Origin of the sequence: Streptomyces sp. NPDC002044 (assembly GCF_040296725.1) — a bacterium.
In the GTDB taxonomy this organism is placed as follows: domain Bacteria; phylum Actinomycetota; class Actinomycetes; order Streptomycetales; family Streptomycetaceae; genus Streptomyces; species Streptomyces antarcticus.
Genome location: NZ_JBEOXU010000090.1, coordinates 1 through 26041 on the forward strand (window position 1 = coordinate 1; position 26041 = coordinate 26041).

A 26041-nucleotide genomic window follows, 5' to 3' on the forward strand; every position below is an offset into this window, starting at 1 on the left:
GCCCCGCACCCTGAACGGGTGCGGGGCCTCGGCCGTGCCCGGCAGGGGCGGAGCGGGGTGGGGCGGCGGATCACGCCGGAGGGGGCGGGGTCAGCGGACCCACGGCTCCCAGACCTCGCGGTTGTTCTCCACCCACTTCTTCGCCGCCTGCTCCGGCGGCAGCTTCTCCTCGGCGATCATCAGGGACACCTCGTTCTGCTCCTCCACGCCCCAGTGGAACTTCTTCAGGAACGCGGCGGCCTGGCCGCCCGACTCCGAGAAGCGCGTGTTCAGGTACTTCTGGAGCGGCGTGTGGGGGTAGGCGCAGGCGACCTTCTCCGGGTCGGCGTCGCAGCCCTCCTTGTACTCGGGCAGCTTCACCTCCGTCATCGGGACCCGCTCGAACAGCCACTGCGGGGTGTACCAGTACGTCAGGAACGGCTTGCGCTCCTTGGCGAACTGCTTGATCTGGGTGATCTGAGCGGCCTCGGAACCGGCGAAGACGACCTCGTAGTCCAGGTCGAGGTTCTTCACCAGGGCCTTGTCGTTCGTGACGTACGACGGGGATCCGTCCATCAGCTGGCCCTTGCCGCGGCTCTCGGGCGTGCGGAGCTGGTCGGCGTACTTGTCGAGGTTCTTCCAGTCGGTGACGTCGGGGTGCTCCTCGGCGAAGTACGTCGGCACGAACCAGCCGATGTGGCCGGTCACGCCGAGGTCCCCGCCGGGGGTGATGGTCTTCTTCCCCTTGACGTACCGGTCCTCCTGCTCGGGGTGGCCCCAGTCCTCCAGGATGGCGTCGACGCGCCCCTGGCTGAGGGCGTCCCAGGCGGGCACCTCGTCCACCTGGACGGTGTCCACGCGGTACCCCAGCTCGTGTTCGAGAAGGTAGGAGGCCACGGCGGTGTTCGCCTGGGCCCCGACCCAGGACTGCACCGAGAGCGTGACGGTCTTGGCGCCCTGGGCGGCGGCGTACGGGGAGGACTGGCGGGTCATGTCGGCGGCGCCGCAAGCGCTGAGGACGGCGAGGCCGGTCGTGGCGGCGAGTGCGGCGGCGAGACGACGGCGCCGGGTGCCGCGTCGCGGGGATCGGGCGGTGCGCGGGAATCGGGCGGGCATGTCAGGCCTCCTTCGCGGGCTGGGTGACGCGGTCGAGCAGCAGGCCGAGGCAGACGATCGCGGCGCCGGCGACCAGGCCGGTGGCCAGGTCGCCCTGGGCGAGACCGAGGACGACGTCGTAGCCGAGCGCGCCACCGCCGACCAGGCCGCCGATGATCACGACGGCGAGGACCAGGACGACCGCCTGGTTGACGGCGAGGAGCAGCGCCGGTCGGGCCAGCGGCAGTTGGACCTGCCACAGCTGCTGTGAGCGGGTCGCGCCGAGGGAGCGGGCCGCTTCCATGGCGGCCGGGTTCACCTCGCTGAGGCCCTGTGTGGTGATCCGGACGACCGCGGGCAGCGCGTACACGACGGCGGCGGCCGCGGCCGGGGCACGGCCGACGCCGAACAGGGCGACCACGGGGATGAGGTAGACGAACTGCGGCATGGTCTGGCAGACGTCGAGCACCGGGCGCAGCAGCCGCTGGGCGCGGGCGCTGCGGGCGGCGCCGACGGCGATGGCGAAGCCGAGGACCAGGGTGACGGCGACGGCGGCCAGGACCTGCGAGAGCGTGTCGAGGGAGGGTTCCCAGACTCCGAGCACGCCGATGGCGGCGAGGGCCAGGACCGCGGTGAGCGCGGTCCGCCAGGTGCCCACGAGGAGGGCGACGGCTCCGGCGAGGAGCAGCAGGGTCCACCAGGGGGCGGCCTGGAGCCCGGTGCGCAGCGGGTCGAGGACCCAGCCGGTGAAGCGGGCCGACCAGTCGGCGGTGCCGCCGACGACGGGCACTCCGGAGTACAGGTGGGCGGTCATCCAGGCGACGGCCCGGTTCACCGGCTCGGCGATGGGCACGGTCCACGACTCGGGCCACAGGGAGGTGCCGGCGATGCGGCCGGCGACGGCGGCGGCGACGGCCGCCAGCACGGTGAGCAGCCGCCCGTACCAGCCGCCGAACACCCGGCGCAGCAGGTGCTTCTCGCGAGCGGGGTCGGGGGTGGCGCCGAGCCGGTTGCCGGCCGCGTCGGCGGTGCGGTCGAGGACGACGGCGAGCAGCACGATGGGGATGCCGGCGGCGAGGGCCGCGCCCACGTCGACGGAGGCGAGCGCCTGGTACACGCGATCGCCTAGGCCGCCGGCCCCGATCACGGAGGCGATCACGGCCATGGACAGCCCGGTCATGATCGCCTGGTTGACGCCGAGCAGGAGCTGTCGGCGGGCGAGCGGGAGCCGCGCGCTGAACAGGCGCTGGCGTCCGGTCGCGCCGAGCGAGGCGGCGGCCTCCAGGACGCCCGCGTCGGCGTCGCGCAGGCCGAGCGCGGTGAGGCGGGCCATCGGCGGGGCGGCGTAGACGACGGTGGCGAGGACGGCGGCGGGCACGCCGATGCCGAAGACCAGCACCATCGGGAGCAGGTAGGCGAAGGCCGGCAGGACCTGCATGGTGTCGAGTACGGGGCGCAGGGCGCGGTCGGTGCGCGGGGACAGCCCGGCGGCGAGGCCGAGCAGGGCCCCGACGGCGACGGCCGCGGTGACGGCGACGGCCATCAGGGCGAGGGTCTGCATGGTCGGCACCCACATGCCGAGCAGTCCGCAGGCGGCGAACGCGGCGACGCAGGTCAGGGCGAGGCGGATGCCGGCGAGGCGCCAGGCGACCAGGCCGGCGAAGGCGGTGACGCCGAGCCAGCCGGCGGCGAGCAGCACCGTGTAGACGGCGCGGACGCAGATCACGACGGCGTTGCTGACGTGTCCGAAGAAGTACAGGAACAGCGGGTGGCTGTCCCGGTGGTCGATGATCCAGTCACCCGCGCGGCCGAGCGGGCCGGACAGGTCGACGGCGAGCTGGGCGGGCCAGCTGCCGGCGCCGGGGAAGGCGAGGGCGAGCGGGATCAGCAGCGCCGCGGCGACGGCGAGCGGCAGGAGCTTGCGGGCGGCGCGGTGGCTGAACAGGGCCGTGGGGCGGGCGGCCGCGGGACGGCCGGGGGACGCGTGGCGGCGGGCGGGCCCGTCGGCGTCCGGCCTTGAGTCGCGGGGGTCGCGGGGGTCGCGGCGGCCGGAGGTGACGCGGCCTTCGTCGCGGGCGTCCGGGCGGGTGCGGCCGGTGCCGGGGTCCTGGGGGCGGCCGGAGTCGCGCGGGTCGCGGGGGTCGCGCACGGAGGGGGTGGCGGCGGTCATCCGCACCACCTGCCCGTGCCGGGGACGCGGAGCGCGCAGGGGGGTCGGCGTATCACGCGGCCACCTCCCGCGCGGACGGGGCCGGAAGACCGGCCACCACCGCGAGCAGCGCGGCGTCGTCGACGATGCCGAGGCACCGGCCGCGGTCGACGACCCGGGCGGGGCCGCCGCTGCGGGCGACCGCCTCGATGGCCTCCACCACCGTCGTGGCGGGGGCGAGGGCCGGGCCCTGGTCGGCCTCGCCGGGCCCCGCGGGGCGCATGGCGCTGCGTACGGTGAGGACCTGCTCGCGCGGCACGTCGCGGACGAACTCCCGCACGTAGTCGTCGGCGGGCGAGCCGACGATCTCCTCGGGGGTGCCGAGCTGCACGATGCGGCCGTCGCGCATCAGCGCGATCCGGTCGCCGAGGCGCAGCGCCTCGGCGAGGTCGTGGGTGATGAAGACCATGGTGCGGCCCTCGTCGTGGTGCAGCCGGGCGACCTCGTCCTGCATCTCGCGGCGGATGAGCGGGTCCAGTGCGCTGAACGGCTCGTCGAACAGCAGGACTTCGGGGTCCGCGGCGAGGGCGCGGGCGAGCCCGACGCGCTGCTGCTGGCCGCCGGAGAGCTGTCCGGGGCGGCGGTCCTCCAGACCGTCGAGACCGACCTTGGCGACCATCTCGGCGGCCTTCGCGCGGCGCTCGGCGCGGCTGACGCCCTGGATCTCCAGGCCGTAGGCGACATTGTCGAGGACGGTGCGGTGCGGCAGCAGACCGAAGTGCTGGAAGACCATGGCCGCGCGGTGGCGGCGCAGCTCGCGCAGCCGGGCGGCGTCCATGGCGAGGACGTCCTCGCCGTCGATGGAGAGCGTTCCCGCCGTCGGCTCGATCAGCCGGGTCAGGCAGCGCACCAGGGTGGACTTGCCGGAGCCGGAGAGGCCCATCACGACGAAGACCTCGCCCTTGCGGACGTCGAAGCTCACCTCGCGGACGGCCGCGGTGCAGCCGGTGGCCTCGCGGAGTTCGGCGGGGGGCAGCGCGGCGTGCTCCGATCCGGGGACCTTGGCGGCCGCGGCCTTGGGGCCGAAGACCTTCCACAGGCCGCCCACGGAGAAGACGGGGGTGTCGCCGGCCCCGGGCGCGGCCGGTTCCCCGGTCATCCCGTTCACGTCGTGGGGCATCTGGTTCACGTCGTGGGGCATCGCGTTCACCGGCTCTCGCCCCCCAGCAGCTCGGCGGCCTTTTCGCCCACCATGAGTACTCCGATCATCGGGTTGACCGCGGGCATCGTCGGGAAGACCGAGGCGTCCGCGATCCGGATGCCGTCGAGGCCGCGGACCTTGAGGTCGGGTCCCACGACGGCGGTGGCGTCGTCGGCGGCGCCCATCTTGCAGGTGCCCGCCGGGTGGTAGACGGTGTGCGCGACGGAGCGGGCGTACGTGCTCAGGGCCTCGTCGCTGGTGACCTCCGGTCCGGGGCAGACCTCCCGCTTGAGCCAGCCCGCCAGGGGCTCGGCCGCGGCGATCTCGCGGGCCAGTTTGATGCCGTCGACCAGGGTGCGGCCGTCGTAGTCGTCCTCGTCCGTGAAGTAGCGGAAGTCCAGGGCGGGCTTGACCTCCGGGTCCGGGCTCGTCAGGTAGAGGCGGCCGCGGCTGCGGGGCTTGGGGATGTTCGGCGTCAACGAGACTCCGTGCGCGGGACGTTCGTAGCCGAGGCGCTCGGGGTTGTCGGTGAAGGGGATCTGGTAGAAGTGGAACATCAGGTCGGGACCCGGTGATTCGGGGTCGCGGCGGACGAAGAGTCCCGCGTCGCTGTCCATCGCCGAGTTCTCCGGGATCGGACCGTCCGTCTCCCAGACGATGACCGACTCCGGGTGGTCGAGGAGGTTCTCCCCCACTCCGGGCAGGTCGTGGACGACGGGGATGCCCAGCGCCTCAAGGGCTCCGCGCGGTCCGATGCCGGAGTGCAGCAGCAGGCGCGGCGTGTCGACGGCGCCGGCGCACACCAGCACCTCGCGACGGGCGCTGATCAGCGACTCCGTACCGTCCGCGGACCGTACGCGCACGCCGCGCGCCCGGGTGCCGTCCAGCTCCAGGCGGTACGCCCAGGTCTCCAGCAGCAGCCGCAGGTTCGGCCGGGCGTCCATCACCGGGTGCAGGTACGCCACCGAGGCGGACGAGCGCTTGTTGGTCTCCGGGTGGTAGGCCAGGTCGAAGAAGCCGGCGCCCTCGTGGAAGGGCTTGCGGTTGAAGCCCTCGACGAGCGGTACGCCCAGCGCGGTCCGCGCCGCGTCCACGAAGTCGCGGGCGATGGCGTTGCGGTCGTCCTCGCCGACGGGAACGATGTTGTTCAGGAGCCGGTCGAAGTACCGGTCCATGGCGGCCGCGTGCCACCCCTCGGCGCCCGCGGCGGACCACTCGTCCCAGTCGGACGGCAGCGGCTTGAACGCGATGAGGGTGTTGTGCGAGGAGCACCCGCCGAGCACACGGGCCCGGCTGTGGCGGATGTTGGAGTTGCCGCGCGGCTGCTCGGTGGTGGGGTAGTCGTAGTCGAGCTCGCCGCCGAGCAGGCCCATCCAGCGGCGCAGCGTCAGCACGTCGGGGCGGTCGACGTCGCTGGGGCCGCCCTCGATGACGGCGACCGTGACGTCCGGGTCCTCGGTGAGGCGGGAGGCTATGACCGAGCCGGCCGTTCCGCCGCCGACGACGACGTAGTCGTACTCCTGCTCCGTGGCCCCGGCGTCGCGGGGAACGGCGGTCGTGGGGGTGGGGGTCGTGGGGGTGTTCGTGGTCATGTGGGTCCTCTCCCGTCAGCCCGCGAACCAGCGCACGGGGCGCGGGGCGAGGTTCTGGTACACGTGCTTGGCCTCGCGGTACTCGGCCAGGCCCGCCGGCCCGAGTTCGCGGCCGATGCCGGACTTTCCGAAGCCGCCCCACTCGGCCTGCGGCAGGTAGGGGTGGAAGTCGTTGATCCAGACGGTGCCGTGGCGCAGCCGGCCGGCCACGCGGCGGGCCCGTCCCTGGTCGGCGGTCCACACCGCGCCGGCGAGCCCGTACTCGGTGTCGTTGGCGAGCGCGACGGCCTCGTCCTCGGTGCGGAAGGTCTCGACGGTGAGGACCGGGCCGAAGACCTCTTCCCGTACGACGCGCATCAGGCGGTGGCAGCCGTCGAGGACGGTCGGCCGGTAGAAGTAGCCGGGGCCGTCGGGCCGTTCGCCGCCGGCGCGCAGCACGGCGCCCTCGGAGAGGGCGGAGGCCACGTACTCCTCGGTCCGCGCGAGCTGGCCGGCGGAGACCAGCGGACCGCACTCGACGCCCGGGTCGGTGCCGCGGCCGAGCCGGATGAGGTCGGCGCGCCGGGCCAGCTCGGCGACGAAGCGTTCGCGCAGCGACTCCTCGACGATGAGCCGGGATCCGGCCGAGCAGACCTGGCCGCTGTGGATGAACGCGGCGTTCAGGGCCTGGTCGACGGCCGTGTCGAAGCCCTCCTCGGTGGCGCAGGCGTCGGCGAAGACGACGTTGGGGTTCTTTCCGCCGAGTTCGAGGGCCACCTTCTTGACGGAGTCGGCGGCGGCACGCATGACCTTCGTGCCGCTGGTGAGGCCGCCGGTGAAGGAGACGAGGTCGACGTCGGGGTGGGCGGCGAGGCGGGCGCCGACCGGGTCGCCGGGGCCGGTGACCAGGTTCGCGACGCCGGCGGGGAGTCCGGCCTCGACGAGCAGCTCGATGAGCGCGGCCGTGGTCAGCGGGGTGATCTCGCTCGGCTTGAGGACGAAGGTGTTGCCCGCGGCGAGGGCCGGGGCGATCTTCCAGCTGGCCTGGAGCAGCGGGTAGTTCCAGGGGGTGATCAGGGCGCACACGCCGACGGGCTCGTGGACGACCACGCTGTGGATGTCCGGGGAGCCGGCGTCGACCACGCGCCCGGCGCTCTCGCCGGTGACGAGGTCGGCGAAGTAGCGGAAGGCGGCGCCGACGCAGTCCACGTCGACGCGGCCCTCTTCGAGGGTCTTGCCGGCGTCCAGGCTCTCCAGCAGTCCGATGCGCTCGCGGTCGCGCTGGAGGAGGTCGGCGGTGCGGCGCAGCAGCTCGGCGCGCTCCGCGACGGGCGTGGCGGGCCATTCGCCGCCGTCGAAGGCCGCGCGCGCGGCGCTGACGGCCGCGTCGGTGTCCGCGGTGGCGCCCTCGGAAACCACCGCGAGCACGGTGGCGTCGACCGGGTCGAGTACCTCCCTGGTCGCTCCTGAGACCGCTGAACGCCACTTTCCGGCGATGTGAATCGTCTTCTGCTCCGACACGACGCGCTGTACCTCCGGTTCCGCACCGCGGCCTACCCGCGGTGATCTTGCACCTGTCGCGTGTGCCCTCTTCCCCCGAAACCATGTCCCATCCGTCACTTGAAGTGATCGGAGTCACTCCGCGTTGCCCCTGGCCGGTGGCGGGGTTTGACTGGGATGTGGCGCCGGGGCGGGTGCCTTCCCGCCGGGTGCGCACCGGGAGGCAGTCATGACCACGCAGGCCGCACGGACCTTCGACCCCACCCGTGTCGCCCACCTCTCCGGGCGGTACGCCCCGGTGACCGAGGAGGTCGACGAGGTGGACCTACGGGTGACCGGTGAGCTGCCGGCCGATCTGGACGGGCTGTACCTGCGCAACGGGCCCAATCCGCGGTTCAGCCCGATCGGCTCGTACCTGTACCCGATCGACGGCGACGGGATGCTGCACGGCGTGTGGATCTCCGAGGGCTCGGCCCGTTACCGGAACCGGTTCGTGCGCACGCCCGCGGTCCTCGCCGAGGAAGCGGCGGGCCGGGCGCTGTGGGGCGGCCTGGAGTCGTTGATCACGCCGGACGCGGCGGCGGTGGGACCGGCTCTCGCGGGCACCTTCAGGGACCTGCCGGACATCAACGTCGTCCGCCACGGCGGGCGGCTGCTGGCGCTGGCCGAGTCCGGGTGCCCGTTCCGGATGTCACCGGAGCTGGAGACGCTGGGCAAGGAGACGTTCGGCGGGGCGCTGCCCGCCGGGATCACCGCCCACCCGAAGACCGATCCCGTCACCGGCGAGATGGCCGTCTTCTGCTACGCGCTGGAGGAGCCCTTCCTGACCTGGTCGCTCCTCGGCCCGGACGGCGCGGTCCGCCGCGGTCCCACCCCGGTCGCCGGGGTGGACGAACCGATGATGATTCACGACATGGCTCTGACCGGCCGTTTCCTGGTGCTCGTCCTGGCGCCGGCGTTCTTCGACATCGCCGGCGCGATGCGCGGCGGCTCGCTGATCTCCTGGCGGCCCGAACGGGGTACGCGGATGGCGCTGATCCCGCGCGACGGCGGGCCGGTGCGCTGGGTGACGGACGAGGCGTTCTGGCTGTGGCACACGGTGAACGCGTACGACGCCGGGCCCGCGGACGGCAGCGGCAGCGGCCGGGTCGTCCTGGAGTACGTGCAGTGGGACCACCTGAGCCTGGGCCCGGGCGGTGGCCCGAACCCCGGCGGCCTGGCCCGCGCCGTCATCGACCCGGCGGCCGCGACGGTGCGCCGGACCCTGCTCGACGACGCCTCCGTGGAGTTCCCGCGGGTGGACGACCGGCTCATCGGCCGGCGGCACGGCCAGGTGGCCGTGGCGGCCGAGACCGGCACGCTCGACCTGCCGGCCGCGGAATACGACGCCATCCGCTGGTACGACACCCACTCCCCGGGCGGCGGCTTCCAGGAGTGGCGGGCCGGGGACCTGTCGGTCGGCGAGCCGGTGTTCGCGCCGGCCGCGGGCAGCGGCCCGGGGGACGGAGGCCGGGGCTACTGGCTGACGTTCGCGACGGACCGTGCGGAGGCCACCAGCTGGCTGCTCGTCCTGTCGGCGCAGGACCCCGCGTCGGGGCCGGTGGCACGGGTGCGGATCCCGGTCCGGGTGCCGCTGGGCCTGCACGGCGCCTGGCTGCCGACGGAGGAATGACCGGGCGCCGGGCGCGGTCCGCCGCCCCGGGGAGGGGCGGTGCCGCTGCCGCCGCGCCGGGGGGCGGGTGCCGTGCGGGCGCGGGTCAGGCGGACGTGCCGCCGCCGGCGGGGGCGGCCTGGTCGCCCTGCCGCTTGAGGAGCCTGCTCAGCCAGCCGCCGACGACGACGAGGGCGACGCCGAGCCACCACAGGTGGCCGTCGAACACGAGGACGGCGATCCCCACCGGGACGAGCATGCCCGCCAGCGGGAGGAGCAGGTCGGACAGGGGCGGGACCGGGTGGTCGCCGCCGCGGGCCCGGGCGCGGGCGACGTCGGGGTACCAGACCGTGAAGCGCAGGGCGGCGACGATGGCCAGGATCTGGATGATCCATCCCGTCCAGATGTTGTTGGGGTTGCGCAGGACCAGGTCGCCGTAGGCCCCGGCGATGGCCGCCACCAGGAAGGCGAGCCCCCACACCCCGGTGATGATGTAGTTGGTCCGCAGGAAGGCGGGCGTTTTCCAGAAGGCCGGATCGACCTGCTCCCGGGCGTACTGGATGGTGAAGGGCATGCCGACGGCCATCGAGCCGAAGGCGATGAGCGTCAGCGCGATGTTGGAGATCTCTCCGGCGTAGGTCTCGAGCCACTGGTGGGTGCCCGCGCTCGCGACGAGGCCGATGACCGCCATGACCGCGAAGAACACGAGGTCCGCGACCTCGAGGATCTTCACGGATCCGCCGTGTCCCGCCAGGCGGCTCCCGACGACGAGCGCGAGCGAGATCAGCAGCGCCGCCCCGACCGCCCACTCGAAGCGTCCCGGACCCACCAGGAGCGAGAACACGATCCAGGGGGACATCCCGACGAAGGGGCTGTCGAGGAGTCCCGCCACCCTTTCGCGCAGAGGGGAAACGGCCGCCTTCACCATGGGCCCGACCTTTCTGCCGCCTCCCCCGCAGTCCTCATCCCAACGTACGCCGCCCGGCTGCGCACGCCAGGCGGGCGGCCGCGGGCGCCCGGGGGGGCGGACGGGACGGCCGTGACGACGCCCTTCAGCAGGCGCCCGGCCCCGTGCCGGCGACGTCGCACTCCGTGGCGCCGTCCCGGGCGACCTCCGCGCACAAGGTGGCCTCCACCTTGCCCAGCAGCCGGGCCAGTTCGGTGCGTTCGGACGCGTCCAGGCCGTCCAGGGTCTGGCGTTCCAGCTCGCCCCAGGCCCTGCGGACCTCGGCCAGGAGCCCGCAGCTGGTGTCCGTCGCCTCGACCAGGGAGGCGCGCCGGTCGGCGGGGTCGGGGCGGCGGCGCACGTGGCCGGAGTGTTCGAGGCGCTGGAGCATCTTGGTCACCGTGGAGGGGTCCAGGCCGACGGCTTTGATCAGCTCGGACTGGCGCACGGCGCCGCTGTCCCAGAGCTGCATCATCACGAACTCCTGCCCCGGGTGCAGTCCCAGGTCCCGCAGGACCCGGCCCGCCGCGATCCGGTGGAGCCGGGAGACCCGGCTGATGGCGTGGCTCACCGGCCCGTCCAGTACGGCGCTGGGCGTCCCGGGGCACTCCGGGGTGGTGCGCGGTTCCTGAGCGGCTTCCGCGGTCATGGGCGGCGCTCCTCCTTCGTCGGGTCCGGCGGGACGGGTCCGGCACGTGCGCACGCGCCTCCCGGTATGCGGGCGGGCGGGCGTCCGGGCCTTCGTGTCTGGATTTTACCCACTCCGTAAATTTTACCTTGGTCGGCCAAGCAATGAGGTACGCTGCATTCCAGAGTCAAAGATTGGCCGACCAACTAACTTTATGAGGCGGATATGACCAGCGCTTTCGAACCGGTGCGCATCGCCGGCGGCATCCTCTCCAACCGAATCGCCGTGGCCCCCATGACCCGCAGCCGCGCGGGTGCGGGCGGCGTCGCCAACGCCCTCGTCACCGAGTACTACACCCAGCGCGCCTCGGCGGGGCTGATCATCACCGAGGGCGTCCAGCCCTCCGTGGTCGGACAGGGATACCCCTTCACCCCCGGCCTGCACAGCGCCGAGCAGATCGCGGCGTGGCGCGAGGTCACCGACTCCGTGCACGCGGCCGGCGGCCGGATCTTCGCCCAGCTGATGCACGCGGGCCGGATCGGCCACCCCTCGCTGCTGCCCGACGGCCTGATCCCGGTGGCTCCCTCGGCGGTCGCCGCCCAGGGCCAGTTGTTCACGGGCGAGGGCATGAAGGACTTCGTGACCCCGCACGAGCTGACCGGAGCCGAGGTACGGGCGACCATCGCCGACTTCGCCCAGGCCGCCCGCAACGCGGTCGAGGCGGGCTTCGACGGCGTCGAGCTGCACGGGGCCAACGGCTACCTGATCCACCAGTTCCTGGCCCCGGGCACGAACCGGCGCACCGACGAGTGGGGCGGCACGACCGAGAACCGCGTCCGCTTCGCGGTGGAGGTGGTCAAGGCGGTCGCCGCCGCGATCGGCGCCGAACGCACGGGCCTGCGCGTCTCCCCCGGGAACGCGTACAACGACATCTCCGAACCCGACCCGCGGCCCGTCTACGAGGCGCTGGTCAAGGAGATCAACGGGATCGGCCTGGCCTACCTCCACGTCACGGAGCACGGACCCGAGGTCCGCGAGACCACGCTCGCGCTGCGCAAGCAGTTCGACGGCCCGCTCGTGCTGAACCCGGCGACCGAGGGCCCCACGGACCACCGCGCCCTCACCCTGATCGAGGACGGCACCGCCGACCTGCTCGCCTTCGGCGCCCTCTTCCTGGCCAACCCGGACCTCCCGGACCGCCTGCGCACCGAGGGCCCCTACAACACCCCGGACCCGGCCACGTTCTTCGGGGGCGACGCCCGCGGGTACACGGACTACCCCTCCCGCTGAGCCGGACCGATGTCAGACCCGCGTGACAACGTGGCCGGATGAGTACGCTCCCCCACTCGTCCGGCCCGGCCACGCGGTCCGGCGCCATCGCGCCGCACGAGGACCTGGGCCTCGCGAAGGCACGCGTCTACGACCCGTGCGGCTTCGCCTGCTCGCGGCCGGTCCCCGAGGCCGAGAGCGCCGACTACGCCGCCCACGCGTTCACCGTGGACGGCCTTGCCGTCCGGTTCCGGGCCGCCCGTTCCACGCCCAGGAAGGCCGGCCAGTTCGTCACGGTGTGGCAGAGGTCCCAGGACGGCCCCATCCGGCCCTTCGCCGACACCGACGCCGTCGACCTCTTCGTCATCTCCACCCGCGAGAACGGCCACGCCGGACAGTTCGTCTTCCCCGAGGACGCCCTCCGCCGCGAGGGCGTCGTCTCGGTCGGGGGCGCCGGCGGCAAGCGGGGCTTCCGGGTCTATCCGCCGTGGGTGACCGCCGGCAACCGCCAGGCCGCCCGGGCCCAGGCGTGGCAGGTCGCGTACTTCCTCCACCTCCCCGGGGACGGCCCGGTCGACGCGGCCCGCGCCCGGGCGCTCTACCACCCGTAACCCGCCCGCGGGCAGCGGCCCGCCGCGTCGTGGGGGCCGGGGGCGGCCGGTCACGCGAACGCCGGCATGGGTGCCCACGCGCGGCTCTCCCGTTCGACCAGGGCTCCCCGCGGTGCGCGACCGGTTCCGGCGGCCAGCGGTTGCGCCGGCACGGTCACGACCGCCCCGGAGCGCGTCGGGTCGGAGCGCGGCGAGTCGGAGCGCGTCGGGTCGGAGCCGGCCCGGAGTGGCGGAGGTCAGGCCGGGTGCCCGTCGGCGTCCGTCCGGTCCGCCTGGCCGGAGAACCTGCTCAGGAAGACGTCGTACCACCCGTCGGCGCGGCGGATGAGGGTGGCCCCGTCCTGCCAGACGCCGTTCTCCGCCCACCACCTGCTGCCGTACGGGTCGCCCTGGTTCTGGTGGATGTTGTGCAGGCCGAGGCCGTGGTCGAAGGGTTCGCCGAACACCAGGACCGGCCGGCCGGGCACGAGCAGGGGCTCCAGCGCGTCGGCGGCGTCGAGGTGGGACCCCGAGACCCACGGCCGGGGCGGGTTCAGGCGGTCCAGGAGCCGGCGCGGCCAGGCCCGGGGGCGGCGTACGAACAGGCGTCCCGGCCGGTCCACGAGGGCCGGGTGGCGCAGGTGGTCGAGGGCTCCCGAACCGGAGCTGGTGGAGAGGTCGTGGTACCCGGCGGCGAGGGCGGGCACGGGTTCGAGTACCGAGGGGGCCAGGGTGAACACCTTCCACTGGATCCCGGTCGCGGACTCGGCGCTGTCCACGTCCACGGCGCACCGGTACCTGCCGGCGGGCGCGTCGACCTCGAGGTTGACGTGGAACCACCGCCCCTGGGTGTCGGGCCGGTCCCGGAAGTGGCGGTGCAGCGTCCCTGACAGCACCCCGTAGGCGTCGAGCGGCATGCCCCCAGTCAACCACCGGCTCGGCCGCCGCGCGCCGGCCCGACCGGCGGCGATGGAATCGCGTACACACGGCATTTCACCGCCCGGTCCCGGCCCCGCCGTGGTTGCATCCTCATCGGGGCCCGCGCATCGGAACCACGGAGGAGGCCGGATGTCCGGTTCGGCTGACGGCCCGGTCCGTCCGGGGACACGGCTGCGGCGCCGTGGCGGCGCGGCGTTCCGCCGGCCGACGCGCGCGATGCGCAGGGGTCTGTCCCAGCTCGTCTGCGCGATCGCCGGACTACTGCTGGGGCTGCTGGCCCCCATGGTCGCGGTGGGACCCCAGGTGGAAGCCGGACTGGTGGTGTCGCTCCTCTTCACCATCGGGTTCGGCGTCATCAGCCTGGTGAGCATCATCTATTCGATGCTGTTCCTGGTCGTGCAGTTCTCCGCGAGCACCTTCACCCCGCGCCTCGGGCTGTTCCGCGACGAGCCGATCGTCTGGCGCGCGTTCGCCTTCACCGTCGGGGTCTTCGTCTTCTGCGTCACCTCCGGGCTGACGATCGGCGTGGGCCCGGGCGTTTCGGCGTTCATCCCCGTCGCCGCCATGGTGCTCGCGCTGGTCGCCATCGCCTTGATGCGGACGCTGCAGATGAAGGCGTTCGACTCGATCCAGCTCGGCCACTCGCTGAGCGCCATCGCCACCCGCGCGCACTTGCTGTTCGACGGGTTGTACGTACGGCCGTACGACCCGGCCGGAGCCGTCGGGGACCCGCCCCCGGGGCCGGCCGGGGCCACCGGGGCCACCGGGGCCACCTCGGTCCGCTGGTCGGGGGCGGCGGCGGTGCTCCAGCAGTTCGACGTCCCCGCACTCGTCGGCGCGGCGCGGGAGCACGACTGCACGATCGCGTTCCGGGTCGGCCCGGGCACGTCCCTGTCCCGGGGCGCCGAACTCGCCGGTGTGTCGGCCGGCGGGCTCTCCGAGGAGCGGCTGCGCGGCGCACTGGTGACCGGCGTCGAGCGGACCTTCGACCAGGACCCGGAGCTTGCGTTCAGACTTCTCTCCGACATCGCGCTGCGGGCCCTCTCCTCGGCCGTCAACGATCCGGCGACGGCCGTGGACGCCCTGGACCGTGTGGAGGACCTGCTGACCCGCCTCGCCGGACGCGAGCTCGACATCGGCCGCTTCCACGACGACGCGGGCCGGTTGCGGGTGACGATCCCGGTGCCCGGCTGGGAGCAGTTCGTCCGGACCTCCGTCGACGACGTGGTCTTCGCCGCCGCGGGCTCCCCGATGGCCCTGCGCCGGATGCGCGACCTGCTGCGCGGGCTGGCGGAACGGGCTCCCGAGAGCCGGCGCGGTGTCGTGCGCGACCGGCTGCGGTGGGTCGAGCGGACCGGCGAGGAGCGGTATCCGCTCGTCTGGACGGCGCCCGAGGGCGGATACGGGCACGGCGGCTCCCGGTGAGGCCGTCACGGCACCGGGCCTCCCGTCCGGGCGCGGGAACGGAACGGCCAGGTCCCCGCCGGACGCGCTCCGGTCGCGGAACGCGCTCCGCCCCCGTCTCCTGATCCCATGGACCGCGACGCGTCCGGGCGGCGGGACCGCGCCGGCCGGACCCCCAGGATGCGCACCCGCGTGCTGATGGGGCACCTGCTCCGCTCTGCGGCCTCGGTCGTCCTGCTCACCGGCCTGTACTACCTGATCCCCATGGACAGCGGGTTCACCGTCTCCACCGTCACCCTGCTGGTACTCGGCCTGATCCTCTTCGGGGGCGTGGTCGCCTGGCAGACCACCGCCATCACCCATGCGCCGTATCCGCGGCTGCGCGCGCTGGAGGCGCTGGCCACCGCGGTGCCGCTGTTCCTCGTGCTCTTCTCCGCGTCGTACTTCCTGCTGGCGCAGGAGGTTCCCCAGTCGTTCACGGAGTCCCTGAACCGGACGGACGCGCTGTACTTCACCGTCACCGTGTTCGCGACCGTCGGCTTCGGGGACATCGCGCCCACGACGGAGACCGCCCGCGCGCTGACCACGGCGCAGATGATCGCTGACCTGTTCGTGGTGGGCGTGATCGCCAAAGCCCTGTTCGGCGCGGTCCGGATCGGGATGCGGAGGCGCGGAACGGCCGATCCGGGGCCGGACGACGAGCTCTAGGAGATCAGGAGATGGCGTCCGGGCCGCTCCGGCCGGGCCCGCCCCGGCCACGGCTTCCCCGGCGGCGGAGCGCGTCGCCCGGGTGGACCATCGAGAGAGTGCGAAGGAGGGAATCATGACGGAGCCGCGTCCCCGGTCCGAGCCGCCCGACGAGGGGCCCGCGCCGCCCGGAGGCGGGACGGCCCGGGACGCGGACGAGAACGGTCCGCAGGAGGCGGAACTGCTGCGGCACCTGCTCCACACTCCCGGGTACCTGAAGGTGCTCCTGCTCTGCGCCCTCATCGGCATACCGGTGTCCCTCGCCGCCTTCTGGTTCCTCGTCGCGCTGCACGAGCTGGAGGGCGTTCTGTGGGCGGACCTTCCCGCGGCGCTGGGCTGGGACATCCCGCCGTGGTGGTGGCCGCTCCCCCTTCTGCTCGTCGCCGGAGCCGGGGTCGGCCTGGTCGTCACGCACCTGCGCGGAGCGGGCGGCCACGTGCCCGCGTCCGGTCTGAGCACGGGCGGCGCCTCGTCGTTCGCGCTGCCCGGGGTGGTGCTCGCGGCGCTGGCCTCGCTGCCGTTCGGCGCCGTACTGGGGCCGGAGGCTCCGCTGATCGCCCTGGGCGGCGGTCTGGCCCTGCTGTTCCGGGATCTCGCGCAGGCGCCCGCGACCCCGCAGAGCACCGCGCTCCTGGGCGCGGCCGGAGCCGCCGCGGCCATCGCCGCCATCTTCGGCAACCCCCTGATCGCGGCCGTGCTGCTGATGGAGGTGGCGGGCGTGGGCGGGCCGCGGCTGTTCGCGGTCATGCTTCCCGCCCTGCTGTCCAGCGGAGTCGGCTCCCTGGTGTTCACGGGCCTCGGCCGCTGGACGGGCCTGTCCACGGGGAACCTGTCCCTGCACCTGCCCGGGCCGTTCCCCCGCCTGGACGTTCCGGACGTGGCCTGGGCGGTGCTGATCGCCGTCGCGCTCGCCCTCGTGCTGCACCCCCTGCTGGTCGGGGCGCGGGCGCTCGGCGGGTACGTCGCGGCGCGGCCCCTCGTGCGGACCGTGCTGTGCGCCCTGGGCGCCGCGGTCTGCGCCGCCGGGTACGCGCTGGCCACCGGCCGCTCCCCCGTCGAGGTCGCCTCGTCCGGCCAGGCGGCGATGGCCGCGATGGCCGGCGATCCGCACGCCTGGGGCGTCGGCGCGCTGATCGCCGTGCTGCTGTTCAAGGGAGCGGCCTACGCGCTGTGCCTGGGCAGCCTGCGCGGCGGTCCGGTGTTCCCCGCCCTGTTCCTCGGAGCCGCGGCGGGCGTGCTCCTCGCGCCCCTGCCGGGGCTGGGGGTCGTGCCGGCGATGGCGGCGGGCATGGCCGCGGCCTCCGCGACCGTGCTGCGGCTGCCGGTGAGCAGCGTGGTGCTCGTGGTCCTGCTGCTCGGCAGCTCCGCCATGATGCCCGTCGTGATCCTGTCCGCGGTGGTCGCCTTCGTCGTCTCCGAGCTGCTTCCGCCCGGGCGGCGGACGGCGCACTGACCCGGAGCCCCGGCCGGCCGGGGCGGGGGGTGGACGGCACATGCGTCGACACCCCGCGCGCCGCCCCCGGCCGGGGGCGGCCGGGAGCGTACGCACCGTGCGTTCGCCGCGCACTCGGGGACGGGTGGCGGTCAGCCCGCCGGCAGGTCAGCCCGCCGCGAGGTCAGCCCGTCAGCACCGCAGACCGGCGGCGGCCGCCGTGGCGGACTCGTCGAGCTTCTGGATCTGCGGCTGCAGCTGGGTGAGCGCGTTCTGGCCGGTCGTGTCGCCCGGCAGGTCCTCGTAGCCCTTCTTGAGGTCCTCCGCCGCGGACTTGACGGCGGCGCGCTCCGCGTCCTTCAGCTTGCCCAGGTTGTCCTTGACGTTCGCCCAGTCCTCCTGGACGGCGTCGTAGGCATCCTTGACCTGGTCCTTCGTGGCGTTGGCCGGGTCCAGGGCCTTCAGCTTGGCGTTGTCGGCCTTGAGCTCCGACAGGTCGGTGCACACGTCGGCCGCGGCCTCCGTGGCTTCCTCGGCGGGTGTGCTGTCGTCCGAGCACGCGGTGAGACCGAACATCGCGGTGACGCAGACGGCACCGATCAGGGCGAATCGCTTCATGGGGGCCTTCCTCAACGGGACAGGAGCGGGAGCGGGCGAGCGAGAGCTATCGACACATATGCCAAAATACGCACACAAAAATACGTTCCGCATCCGCTCCCTCACCATTCGGAGTCACGCCGGGCCAGCGCGCGGGCCCGCCGCCGCCACCGGTCGCGGATAGGATCGCGGCGTGCCCCGACTGGAACTCCTGCGCCCCGACCACGCCCCGGCCCTGCTGGCGTTCGAGCTCCGGAACCGGGCCTACTTCGCCGCGTCCGTGCCCGACCGCGGTGACCCCTACTTCTCCGGCTTCGAGGCGCGGCACCGCGCCCTGCTGGCCGAGCAGGCCGCCGGGCGGGACTTCTTCCACGTACTGGCGGATGACGCCGGCGAGATCGTGGGCCGGGTCAACCTGGTCGACGCGGCGGACGGCGAGGCCGAACTCGGCTACCGGATCGCACAACGGGCCGCCGGGCGGGGCCTGGCCACGGCCGCCGTCCGCGAGACCTGCCACCTGGCCGCCACCGAGTACGGTCTGACGGCGCTTCGGGCGGTCACGACCCTCGACAACACCGGTTCGCTCGCCGTCCTGGCCCGTACGGGATTCCTCCCCGCGGGCGAACTCCTGGTGGACGACCGCCCGGGCCGCCGCTTCACCCGCGACCTCCGGGAGCGGACGGCCGATCCGGCCCCGTAAGGACCGCGGCTCGTCCGGACCGCAGGGAGCGGGCGGCCGGTGACCCTCACTCCCGTCCGGGCGGCCACGGCTTCGCCCGGGCGATGACGAGGGCGACGTCGTCGTGGTCGTCCGGGCGGCGCAGTGATTCGAGGAGCAGGTCGCAGGTCTCCTCCAGCGGCCGGTCCGCGTCGGCGAGGAGGTCCAGGAGGAGGGCGAGCCGTTCGTCGATGGGCTGGTCGCGGGTCTCGACCAGTCCGTCGGTGTACAGGACCAGCTGGTCCTGGGGGCGCATGCTGACGGTGGTGGCCTCGAAGGGGATGCCGCCGACACCCAGCGGGGCGCCGGTGGGCAGTTCGAGCAGGCGCGGAGTCTCGCCGGGGCGGAGGAAGACCGGCGGCAGGTGCCCGGCGACGGAGATGCGGCACTCGGCGCGGTGCGGGTCGTACACGGCGTAGACGCAGGTGGCGATGGTCTCTTCGAGGGCCGCGGTGGTGCGGTCCAGCTGCCGCAGCACCTGGGTGGGGTCCAGGCCCAGTTCCGCGAGGGTGCGGGTGGCGGTGCGGAGCTGGCCCATGCTGGCGGCGGCGTTGATGCCGCTGCCCATGACGTCGCCGACGACGAGCGCGGTGGTACCGCCGGCCTGGGGGATGGCGTCGAACCAGTCGCCGCCGATCTCGCTCGTGGCGGCGGCGGGCTGGTAGCGGTAGGCGACTTCCAGACCGGCCGTGTCGGGCGGGTGGTGCGGGAGGAGGTGACGTTGCAGGGCGAGTGCGGTGTGGTGGGCGTTGCGGTACCAGCGGGCGTTGTCGATGCAGACGGCGGCCCGCGCGGCGAGTTCGCCGGCGAGCACGATGTCGTCGTCGTCGAAGGGCAGGGGGTTGCGAGTGCGTTTGAGGTCGAGGGCGCCGAGGACCTCGCCGCGGGCGATGAGCGGTACGGCCAGGTAGGAGCGCAGTCCGGCCCGGGTCAGCATGGCGGCGGCGTCGTCGTCGCGGGCGATGCGGGAGATGTCGCGGGCGTGCACGTGGGCCACGAGGACCGGGTGGCCGGTCGTCACGGACCGGGTGACGAGGCGGTCCGCCTCGTAGCGGGCGATGTCGCCCGGGGGGTCGGCGGCGCGCACGGCCTCGCTGGGGTAGGCGGCGGCCACGGCCAGGGCCCGGAACACCGCGGGCTCCTGGTCGGAGGACTTCAGGCTGGGGCGGCCGTCGAGGACGGAGTCGAGGATGTCGACGGCGGCGATGTCCGCGAGGTCGGGGACGACGACGTCGGCCAGCTCGCGGGCCGTCTGGTCGAGGTCGAGGGTGGTGCCGATGCGGACGGTGGCGTCCGCGATCTGCGCGAGGCGGCGGCGGCTGCGGGCGATCTCCTTGGCCGCCAGATGGCTCTGGGTCACGTCGACGATCGAGGTGGCCAGGCCCAGGACCCGCCCGCCCGCGTCCTCCAGCCGGTAGTACGACACCGACCAGGCGTGTTCGTGGTGCTGGTCCTCGTGGGTGTGGCCCGCGGTGAACTGTTCGACCAGCGGGGTGCCCGTGGCCAGGACCTGGCGCATCGCCGCCTCGACCGCGCCGGCGTCGTCGAGGAAGGACAGGGCCTCGCGCACGCCGCGGCCGATGTGCTGGGAGGCGGGCAGTCCGTTGATGCGCTCCAGCATCGGGTTGACCAGGACGTAGCGCAGGTCCGTGTCCAGGACCGCGAGGCCGATCGGGGACTGCGCGACGAGGCGGGCGGAGAGGGCGAGGTCCCGCTCCAGGTGGCGCAGCCGGGCCCGGTCGGTGGCGATGCCGAGGGCGTAGAAGTCCCCGTGTTCGTCCAGGAGCCGCATGTTGCGGAACTCCACCAGGTGGCTTCCGCCCGCCTTGTGCCGGACCGGGAACGCCCCGGCCCAGTCCCCCGCGCCGCCCATGACGCGGGCGAAGAGCTCCAGTACCAGGTCCAGGTGCTCGGGGGCGGCCAGCAGCTGGGCCGCGGGCCGGCCCAGGGCCTCGCGCGCGGACCATCCGAACAACTGCTCGGCCTGGGGGCTCCAGAGGGCGATCCGGCCCTGCGAGTCGAGGACGATCGCGGCCACGTTCAGTACGTCGAGCAGCCCGCTCGGCGGGGAGATCCGGGCCTCCACGGCCTCCGTGGCGCGGACGGCTTCGGGGGGCCCGGTGCCGCCGGGCTCGAACCCGCCGGTCTCAGCCATCACGGGCACTCCCTTCCGGCTTCCGGCCCGGAGCCGGACCTGCCTGGTGCGGGCCGCGGCGCACGGCCGGCTTCCATCGTCCCCCGGAACCGGCGCCACAGCCGTCCGGGCGCCCGCCCCGGTTACCCACCCTCGCTCTGACCAGCGCAAAGCCCCGGTGCGGTCGGCCTGCCGTCCGCTACTGCCCGGTAGCCGGTCCCGTACCGCTCCCGCCGCCGCCCACCCCCGGCCCGTATCCGGTGCGGGCGGAGGTGAGGGGGCGGAGGTCAGGGCCGCGCCGTCAGGCCCATTCGGTGGGGCCGCCGCCGATCCAGCTGATCCGCGGGTCCTCGCGGGCGATCAGTTCGGCACCGTCCTCCAGGCCGATGCGGCGGAGGAACTCGACGACGTCGCCGACTCCGGACGCGATGCCGAGCCGCTCGTCGACACCGTGGGCGTGCACGGTGACCGGACGGCCGCCCTTGGCCAGCAGGGGGTGGATGGTGACGTGCGTACGGTCGGGCATGCAGCAAGGCTGCCGGGCGGGCGCGGTGCGCGCATCCCGGCGGATCTGGATGGCTCAGCCACCCCGGCGCCCCACCGGTACGGGCCGGGGCGCCGGCGGCGGCCGCGCGTCAGTGCGCGTCCTCCGCCCGGCCGCGGTCGCCGGCGGGGGCGCCGGGGAGTCGCGCCAGTGTCACCGTCCGGAGCAGCCACTCCACCGGGCCGTACCGGTATCGCGCCATCAACCGGGCGCTGAGCGCGAGTTGGGCGCCGTACAGGACCAGTGCCCCGAGGACGACGACGGCCGGGCCGAGGTGGCCGTACCGGGCGAGGCCATAGCCGGTGAAGACGAGGGCCATGACCAGGGACTGGCTCAGGTAGTTCGTGAGGGCCATCCGGCCGGCGGGCGCGAGGACGGCCATCACCCGCGCGCCGCGCGCCGTCCGCATGAGGAGGAGCATTCCGCAGACGTACGCGGCCGTGAGGGCGGGCGCCGTGACCGTCCCCACCATCTGGCCGAGCACCGCCCACCGGGGCCCGAGCGGACCGCTGGTGGCCAGGGCCATGAACAGGCTGCCGGGCAGTCCCGCGGCGACGCCGAGCAGGCAGATGCGCCGCAGCCGGGCACCGTGGTCCGCCCGGTCCCCGAGGAAGTGCACCTTGCCGCAGCGCAGGCCGGTCAGGAAGGCCGCGACGACGAGACCGCCCATCACCGGCACGGCCAGCAGCGCTTCGGGGAGCTGGTCGAGGTTGGCCCGTACGACGGCCGCGGCGTCGCCGCGGTAGCCGGCGATCAGGTCGGGGAAACCGGCGGCCAGCTCGGCGTCGAGGTCGGCGGCCTCCGCGGCCGAAAGGAACAGGGAGGCCAGCCCCACGAGGAGCAGGAGCCCGCCGACGCAGCCGTACACGATCTTCGCGGCCAGGAGCGCCGCCTGGGGCGAACAGCCGCGCACGGCGATCAGGATCAGGCCGAGCACCGCGTACGTCATGAGGATGTCCCCGCTGAACAGCAGGACGGCGTGCAGGGCTCCGAGCACGAACAGGCCGAGGGAACGGCGCAGCAGACGCGGCACCGGCCGCTCGCCGTCGCGGTCGGCCGAGGTCAGCTGGAGGGAGAAGCTGTAGCCGAAGAGGAACGAGAACATGAGGTAGAACTTGCCGACGACGAAGGTCTGGACGACCCCCTCGACGGTCCGGTCGACGAGGGTGGCGTCCGGGTTGTCGATGCTCCCCAGGGCGTACGGGCCTGCCATCATCAGGGCGTTGACCAGCAGGATGCCCAGGAGTGCGAAGCCGCGCAGGGCGTCGAGCTCGGATATGCGCGGCTGGGCCCGTTGTACGTGCGAAGCCGTTACGGCCACCGCTTCCCCCCAAGTGGTCCTGGTGCCCGGAGCGCCGCCCCCGGCCGGGGCCCCGGTCCGGGCCCGCCGTCCTACCGTAATTGATCACGTGTCGCCCGGTGGCTCCGCCGGCCCCCGGCTCCGGAGCCGCGTCCCGCGGTGGCGGGTCCGGGCCGTCGGCTACGCGCCGGCCGCGCGTCGGCCCAGGAAGGGTTCGGCCACCAGGCGGGCCGTCCGGCAGAGGGTCTGGCCGTGCCGGGCGAAGAGCTCGTCGCGCGCGTCGAAGTGACCGAGGTCGGCCAGGACGTGGGCCGAGAGGTCGCACGCGGCCCCGGATCCGCGGGCCGGGCAGGCGGTGGTTCCGTCCCAGTCGATGGCCGTGCGGGACAGGGCCTCGAAGAGGGTCTCCGGGCCGGCGTTGGTGAAGCCGCCGCCGGAGGCCGCGCTCAGCGCGTGCAGGTCCCCGAAGAGCTCCGAGGTGGTCAGCCAGGGGGCGGTGGGGTGGTCGGCGGGCGACAGCCCGTCGATGCGGAACTCCGGCCACGCCAGCAGCACCTGGTCCGGTACGAACGGCCGCAGGCGGGGGAACCGCGGATACCAGAACGCCCCGTCCACCAGCAGGCCGCGCACTCGCGTGGGCACCCCGGAAGCCCGCGCGACCGACTCCAGTACGGCCAGCCGCTGGCTGCACGAACCGCGGCCCCGGCGCAGCACCTCCGAGACGGGGCGCTCGTCCTGGACCGAGTACACCGGGCGTACGGCGGTGGAGATCCAGCGGTGGGCCCGGCGCAGCTCCTCCAGTTGCCGGGCGGGGCCGGCGGCGGCGTCCGCGGCCGGGGCGCCGCCGGGCGCGTGCACGCCGAGATCGCGGAGCAGCGTGCCGACCCGGGAGTCCCGCCAGTCGAGTATCCGCGTCGGCGCGCAGCTGCCTGCCGCCGCCGCTCCCCCGTCGGCCGGGCGCGTACGCGTACGGCCGCGCGGCCTGAGAAGCGAGCTGGTCATGGCGGGTCCTTTCGTCCTGCCACCCCTCGGGTGGTCGCACGCATCCTGACAGACCGCCTGAACGCGTTCAACTACGGGGGTGCCGTCCCGCCCGCCGGCGGCTCAGGAGGAGGGGGCGGTGAGGAGGGATTCCGCGACGGCGGTACGGGCGTACAGCACCGAACGGCCCGCCCGGTGGGCGGTGACCAGGCCCGCGCCGCGCAGCGCCGTCAGGTGCTGGGACACGCCCGGCGCGGAGATCCCCGTACGGCCCGCCAGCTCCGTGGTGGAGGCCGGGCTCTCCAGTTCGGTCAGCAGCAGGGTCCGCGAGCGGCCGAGGACCGCGGCGACGGCCGCGCTCGCGGTGACCGGCCGGGACTCCCACAGCGAGCCCGACCCCCTGGCCGGATAGGCCAGTTGCGGCGGATCCGGTGGCGTCATCCGGGTCAGCAGGCCCGGCCCGAGGAAGACCGAGGGACTCAGCAGCAGTCCCGCGCCCGCCGTCTTCCGGGACAACGGGCGCGTACGGTGGACCAGTCGCAGCGCGTTGCCCTCCCAGCTCAGCGCGGTGTGCAGGCTGTTGAAGACGTGCCCCGCGCCGTGCTCGGCCACCTGACGGGCCCGGTGGAAGACGTCGGCGTCGAGCACGGCCCTGATCCGTGCCCAGTACGGGGCGAGGGCCAGTTCCCAGTAGGTCTCGATCTCCTCCGCGACCCGGTCCAGCCGGGCCGGCGGGTCGGCGTACAGGGCCCGCAGCCGGGTGCCCCGGCCGCCCTGGTGGTACCGGAGGTGGTCGAGTTCGCGGCGCACCACGTCGGCGGGGGCGGCGCGCAGGGCGGACAGTTCGTCCGCGAGGGCGGGGGCCGGTCCGGCGGGGGCCGGGTTGAGGAAGTGCGGAAGGTAGCCCGAGGCCGGGATCAGCTCGGCGAGCCAGCCCCGGTCCAGTCCGGCGGCCGCCACCCGCGGCGCCACCTGTACGGCCCACGGACGGTGCACGGGATGCGCGGTACCCGACCGTACGAGCAGCCGGAAGCCGGCCACGACCTCCCACATCGGCGAGACGGCGAACCGCATCTGCGCCAGGTCACCCGCCGAGAACCCCAGCTCGATCAGGACGCCCACCCCATCCCGGCCACCCCGTCCCGGCGGACCCTTCGGCACACTTCCCGGGGAAGGATACTGCGGTCACGAAGGAGATCGAATGCAGCGCTGGACGGTGGCGTACGACGCGGGAAGGCCCGAGGGCGGACAGTGCGCCCACCTGGACCAGGCGGGGCCCGGGAGCAGCGGGGCCCGGCCCCCGGGCTGTGCGCAGTGCCTGGCCGCGGGACAGCGGTGGGTCCATCTGCGCACCTGCCTGACCTGTGGACACACCGGCTGCTGCGACAGCTCCCGCGGCAAGCACGCCTGGTCCCACGCCGAGCGCACCGGCCACGCGGTCGCCCGCTCGGCCGAGCCCGGTGAGGAATGGGCCTGGTGCTACGAGGACCACGTGTTCCTCCGGCCGGACGCTCCCGGCGCCGGCGGCCCGGGTGCGTCCGGACGGCCCGGTTCCGGCGAGGCAGGGGGTACGAGCGGCACGGCGTCCTGACCCGGCCCCGAGTCGCCGGTCCCGCGGTTCCCGGCGGCCCCGCATTCAGCCAGGTCTTAATAGATGGCCGCCCCCACCGCCGCGTGCCGATCATTCGGCCATGACCTCAGAGATCATCACGGCATCATCGGCGGGTACCTGGCAGCTGGGCGACCTCCGGGTCAACCGGCTCGGCTTCGGTGCGATGCGCCTCGCCCAGACCGGCGAGGCGTTCGCGGAGGGGGCCGCCGCCCGCGGCCACGACCGCGACCGGGGGCGGGCGACAGCCGTACTGCGCCGGGCGGTCGAGCTCGGCGTGAACCACATCGACACCGCCGCCTTCTACTTCTCCCCGCTGCGCTCCGCCAACGAACTGATCAACCGGGCACTGGCCCCCTACCCGGACGACCTCGTCATCACCACGAAGGTCGGACCGGGCCGCTACCCCTCGGGCGAGTGGCTCGACCACGCCACCCCACGGCGGCTGCGCGGCCAGGTGGAGGAGAACCTGCGCCAGCTGGGGCGCGACCACCTCGACGTGGTGAACCTGCGCATCGTGGGCACCGGCTCGATCTCCGAGCGCTTCGGCGCCCTGGCCGATCTCCGCGAGGCGGGCCTCATCCGCCACCTCGGCATCTCCAACGTGCGGCCCGTCCACCTGGCCGAGGCCCTCGCCATCGCGCCCGTGGTGTGCGTGCAGAACCAGTACGGCATCGGCGCGACCGCCGAGCAGGACGCGTTCGTCGACCGCTGCGGCGAGCAGGGCATCGCCTTCGTCCCGTTCTACTCGATCGCCGGCTCGGGCCGTACGGCGGGCGCGGGCGGAACCGACAGCGCCGAGGTGCTCGCCGTCGCCCGCGCCCACGGGGCGAGCCCGGCCCAGGTCCGGCTGGCCTGGACGCTCGCGCGCGGGCCGCACGTACTGGCGATCCCCGGCACCGGCGACCCGGACCACCTCGCCGCCAACGTGGCCGCGGGCGCGCTGCGCCTCACGCCGGCGGGGCTGGATGTGGCCCCCTCCGTCCCCTGGGGTGCGGGTGGGTGGCGGGTATCCCGGGGCTCCGCCCCGAACCCGCACCTCAAACGCCGGCGAGGC

At 74.1% G+C, this 26041-nt stretch carries 22 protein-coding genes and 1 pseudogene; 9 read left to right on the top strand and 14 right to left on the bottom strand.

Going from position 1 to position 26041, the window contains the following annotated elements; translation table 11 throughout:
- Positions 1-90: 90 nt before the first annotated feature.
- From ABT106_RS21455 to ABT106_RS21475, 5 genes are all read right to left on the bottom strand, one after another.
- A complete protein-coding gene (locus tag ABT106_RS21455; protein WP_351279721.1) occupies positions 91-972 on the bottom strand; it encodes an ABC transporter substrate-binding protein in 882 nt (293 codons plus the stop codon).
- A 124-nt stretch (positions 973-1096) separates the two neighbouring features.
- Complete coding sequence (locus ABT106_RS21460) at positions 1097-3244, bottom strand: ABC transporter permease subunit (RefSeq protein ID WP_351279669.1); 2148 nt, start codon at positions 3242-3244, stop codon at positions 1097-1099.
- 52 nt (positions 3245-3296) lie between these two features.
- Positions 3297-4382 (bottom strand): quaternary amine ABC transporter ATP-binding protein, encoded by a 1086-nt coding sequence (locus ABT106_RS21465; protein ID WP_351279723.1) that lies wholly within the window; start codon positions 4380-4382, stop codon positions 3297-3299.
- 47 nt (positions 4383-4429) lie between these two features.
- Positions 4430-6016 (bottom strand): GMC family oxidoreductase, encoded by a 1587-nt coding sequence (locus tag ABT106_RS21470; RefSeq protein ID WP_351279672.1) that lies wholly within the window; start codon positions 6014-6016, stop codon positions 4430-4432.
- 15 nt (positions 6017-6031) lie between these two features.
- The gene (locus tag ABT106_RS21475) at positions 6032-7516 is read right to left on the bottom strand and encodes an aldehyde dehydrogenase family protein (RefSeq protein ID WP_351279674.1); all 1485 of its coding nucleotides are present in this window, start codon (positions 7514-7516) and stop codon (positions 6032-6034) included.
- Positions 7517-7724: 208 nt separating this feature from the next.
- Between ABT106_RS21475 and ABT106_RS21480 the strand changes: the two genes are divergently transcribed.
- Complete coding sequence (locus tag ABT106_RS21480; RefSeq protein WP_351279676.1) at positions 7725-9167, top strand: carotenoid oxygenase family protein; 1443 nt, start codon at positions 7725-7727, stop codon at positions 9165-9167.
- Positions 9168-9252: 85 nt separating this feature from the next.
- Here the strand turns inward: ABT106_RS21480 and ABT106_RS21485 are convergent, their stop codons facing one another.
- Together ABT106_RS21485 and ABT106_RS21490 are read right to left on the bottom strand one after the other, a co-directional pair.
- Complete coding sequence (locus tag ABT106_RS21485; RefSeq protein ID WP_351279678.1) at positions 9253-10074, bottom strand: hypothetical protein; 822 nt, start codon at positions 10072-10074, stop codon at positions 9253-9255.
- Between the two features lie 124 nt (positions 10075-10198).
- A complete protein-coding gene (locus ABT106_RS21490; RefSeq protein ID WP_351279681.1) occupies positions 10199-10741 on the bottom strand; it encodes a MarR family winged helix-turn-helix transcriptional regulator in 543 nt (180 codons plus the stop codon).
- Between the two features lie 204 nt (positions 10742-10945).
- Here ABT106_RS21490 and ABT106_RS21495 point away from each other — a divergent pair, with 204 nt between their 5' ends.
- On the top strand, positions 10946-12010 hold the full coding sequence (locus ABT106_RS21495; protein ID WP_351279684.1) for an alkene reductase: 1065 nt from the start codon (positions 10946-10948) through the stop codon (positions 12008-12010).
- 38 nt (positions 12011-12048) lie between these two features.
- Positions 12049-12600 (top strand): MepB family protein, encoded by a 552-nt coding sequence (locus ABT106_RS21500; RefSeq protein ID WP_351279687.1) that lies wholly within the window; start codon positions 12049-12051, stop codon positions 12598-12600.
- Positions 12601-12836: 236 nt separating this feature from the next.
- On the opposite strand, the gene ABT106_RS21505 is transcribed toward ABT106_RS21500, so the two are convergent.
- Positions 12837-13496, bottom strand: a complete 660-nt coding sequence (locus ABT106_RS21505; protein ID WP_351279693.1) for a DUF2278 family protein — start codon at positions 13494-13496, stop codon at positions 12837-12839.
- Between the two features lie 151 nt (positions 13497-13647).
- Between ABT106_RS21505 and ABT106_RS21510 the strand changes: the two genes are divergently transcribed.
- From ABT106_RS21510 to ABT106_RS21520, 3 genes are all read left to right on the top strand, one after another.
- A complete protein-coding gene (locus ABT106_RS21510; protein ID WP_351279696.1) occupies positions 13648-14943 on the top strand; it encodes a DUF2254 family protein in 1296 nt (431 codons plus the stop codon).
- Positions 14944-15051: 108 nt separating this feature from the next.
- Entirely contained in the window at positions 15052-15630 is a 579-nt protein-coding gene (locus tag ABT106_RS21515; RefSeq protein WP_351279698.1) for a potassium channel family protein, read from the top strand.
- Positions 15631-15745: 115 nt separating this feature from the next.
- Positions 15746-17122 (top strand): chloride channel protein, encoded by a 1377-nt coding sequence (locus ABT106_RS21520; protein WP_351279701.1) that lies wholly within the window; start codon positions 15746-15748, stop codon positions 17120-17122.
- Positions 17123-17293: 171 nt separating this feature from the next.
- On the opposite strand, the gene ABT106_RS21525 is transcribed toward ABT106_RS21520, so the two are convergent.
- Positions 17294-17719 (bottom strand): hypothetical protein, encoded by a 426-nt coding sequence (locus ABT106_RS21525; protein WP_351279704.1) that lies wholly within the window; start codon positions 17717-17719, stop codon positions 17294-17296.
- Positions 17720-17891: 172 nt separating this feature from the next.
- On the opposite strand from ABT106_RS21525, the gene ABT106_RS21530 reads away from it, so the two are divergent.
- Positions 17892-18398: a GNAT family N-acetyltransferase gene (locus tag ABT106_RS21530; protein WP_351279707.1), complete on the top strand. Its 507-nt coding sequence runs from the start codon at positions 17892-17894 to the stop codon at positions 18396-18398.
- Between the two features lie 46 nt (positions 18399-18444).
- Here ABT106_RS21530 and ABT106_RS21535 read toward each other — a convergent pair whose 3' ends face one another.
- The 5 genes from ABT106_RS21535 to ABT106_RS21555 form a co-directional block, all read right to left on the bottom strand.
- On the bottom strand, positions 18445-20571 hold the full coding sequence (locus tag ABT106_RS21535; RefSeq protein WP_351279710.1) for a SpoIIE family protein phosphatase: 2127 nt from the start codon (positions 20569-20571) through the stop codon (positions 18445-18447).
- A gap of 280 nt (positions 20572-20851) precedes the next feature.
- The gene (locus ABT106_RS21540) at positions 20852-21076 is read right to left on the bottom strand and encodes a hypothetical protein (protein WP_267719543.1); all 225 of its coding nucleotides are present in this window, start codon (positions 21074-21076) and stop codon (positions 20852-20854) included.
- A gap of 109 nt (positions 21077-21185) precedes the next feature.
- Positions 21186-22415, bottom strand: coding sequence for a DUF418 domain-containing protein (locus ABT106_RS21545; RefSeq protein WP_351279713.1), 1230 nt, complete (start codon positions 22413-22415; stop codon positions 21186-21188).
- A 159-nt stretch (positions 22416-22574) separates the two neighbouring features.
- Positions 22575-23396 carry a transglutaminase domain-containing protein gene (locus tag ABT106_RS21550; RefSeq protein WP_351279716.1) on the bottom strand — a complete coding sequence of 274 codons (822 nt, stop codon included), beginning with the start codon at positions 23394-23396 and terminating at the stop codon, positions 22575-22577.
- Between the two features lie 102 nt (positions 23397-23498).
- Positions 23499-24449, bottom strand: a complete 951-nt coding sequence (locus tag ABT106_RS21555; protein WP_351279726.1) for an ArsR/SmtB family transcription factor — start codon at positions 24447-24449, stop codon at positions 23499-23501.
- 127 nt (positions 24450-24576) lie between these two features.
- Between ABT106_RS21555 and ABT106_RS21560 the strand changes: the two are divergent.
- Together ABT106_RS21560 and ABT106_RS21565 are read left to right on the top strand one after the other, a co-directional pair.
- Positions 24577-24876: pseudogene (locus tag ABT106_RS21560) on the top strand (UBP-type zinc finger domain-containing protein); the annotation flags it as partial.
- Positions 24877-25066: 190 nt separating this feature from the next.
- On the top strand, positions 25067-26041 hold a 975-nt coding region (locus ABT106_RS21565; RefSeq protein WP_351279718.1), incomplete at its 3' end, for an aldo/keto reductase.